Source organism: Vibrio sp. VP6 (assembly GCF_028823755.1).
GTDB lineage: Bacteria > Pseudomonadota > Gammaproteobacteria > Enterobacterales > Vibrionaceae > Vibrio > Vibrio parahaemolyticus.
On the sequence record NZ_JAPEID010000123.1, the window covers coordinates 1 to 1,844 of the forward strand.

The 1,844-nt window shown below is 39.5% G+C and carries 1 protein-coding gene and 1 pseudogene; both read left to right on the forward strand.

All coding sequences use genetic code 11. The features are described from left to right. Window positions 1-744 precede the first annotated feature (744 nt). Window positions 745-1,206, forward strand: coding sequence for a hypothetical protein (locus tag OU793_RS24325; protein WP_069218288.1), 462 nt, complete (start codon window positions 745-747; stop codon window positions 1,204-1,206). Between the two features lie 531 nt (window positions 1,207-1,737). Beyond that, window positions 1,738-1,840, forward strand: a pseudogene (locus tag OU793_RS24335) (DUF3265 domain-containing protein). Window positions 1,841-1,844 lie beyond the last annotated feature (4 nt).

Below are 1,844 nucleotides of genomic sequence, written 5' to 3' on the forward strand. Positions count from 1 at the left end.
CGCATTTCACTGTTTTTATGTTCAGAGGTGTCGCACTTCGTACTTGAATCCAAGGCACATAACAAACTGTTCAAGAGTGATTCGCAACGCGTGGCATTTTTACTATGCGTTGATTTTAGTGTTTGAGGTGGTATGCGGCGGCATCGGTAATGCGTTGCTCACACCTTAACAGGGCGTTAGTACGGGTTTGAAATCAAAGGTCATCAGTTTTGGTGTTTATCTGTTTTGGCGCTCATATTTACACCTTCAAGTTAGTGCCTTTTACGTTCTTTCCGGTGGCACTATATGCGGAGTGCTCGCTTTGATTTCACCATTTACGGCTTCTAACTCTTAGCCTATTTCTTTGGTGCTTCTTCACTTTCGCTGTGTTTTCTAAGTGAATCTTGGCTTTCCTTAGGGCTGCCGTCGGAGTGCGAGGATCGAATCCTTTTCTAAATTGAAGCTTGCAAAGTAGGGTAGTTCAGTACGTTTTTCTTCTAGCCAACTCTCGTCTCTCAATCGAGTTTAAGTTTTGTAGCTGTCCGTCTCACTTCAGTGTTCTAAGTCTTTCATATCATGCTACTTTTCAATATCTTGGAGTACATAAATAGAAGTAGCGCATGTACTAACAAATTGCTTAAGCGTGATTCGTAACGCGTGGCATTTTTACTTTGCGGTGGCTTATGTGATTAAGGCGCTGTGCGGTAGCTTTTGTATTGCGTTACTCACACCTTAGCAAGGCGTTAGGCATACAAGGAGTATCAGTTGAATTTAGAGTCACTAAATAAGTATTGGAGTAGTTTCAAAACTAAGCCTCTTTATAGCTTCTTTGGGTTGTTTGTCATTATTTGCGTAGCTGTGATTACTTCGTTTTTGAACGGTTTTGGGCAAGAGTTTGGTAGGCAACTGGCTGTCGATACAAAAGAAGTGAAGGCTTTTTATCAAGTTAAGTTATCACTTGGGAATACGTGGGGGCGTCAAATATCAGAAATTGAACCGCAACATTTCAATGTTGAACTAGTCAAAATTGACAATGATAATTCCGCTCAAATCTTGCTAAATACTCCTGAAGTAGGGAGATATACTTGGCATACATACGACATTGATAAAGAATTTAGCAAAGCCTTTCAATCTAAAGACTATTTCTACTTATTTGAAATATTAAAAATCGATAGTAACGCTGGTTACATAGAGTTTAAATTGTACAAAACTAAGCAAAATGCCTAACAATCTGTTTAAGAGTGATTCGCAACGCTTGGCATTTTTACTATGCGTTGGTTTTAGTGGTTAAGGTGGTATGCAGCGGCTTCGGTATTGCGTTGCTCACACCTTAACAGGGCGTTAGGTTTATCAGTCGAAAAGCAATGCCGCACAAAGTTGAATTTGGCGGCATTGTTGGTTTTGGGTGTTTTAGGTGGATTATTTACTTACCGCCAGTTTTTAGTAGCTTTACTATGCGAACTAGCCTTTCAATTGCCATTAAAACTAGTACAAATAATTCGGTGTATTCACGCATTTGGCTTCTCCGTTTTTGCTTTCAATTCGATATTATGATCACGTTGAATTTCTGTCAAATACGCTAATTTGTGATTAAAAACAATGATTTACAAAAATAATCTGGGCGCGGTTGGCATCATGTTGGATCTGACTGGGAATTTGTTGGCATTTACTGGGCAAAAAAAAATATTTTTTTAGTTACTGTCTAAAATCTAGCTTTGGCGAGATTTTGGTGATAAGTGCTAGAATAAACCTAACAAACTGTTCAAGAGGGATTCGCAACGCGTGGCATTTTTACTATGCGTTGGTTTTAGTGTTTAAGGTGGTATGCGGCGGCTTTGGTATTGCGTTGCTCACCCCTTAACAGG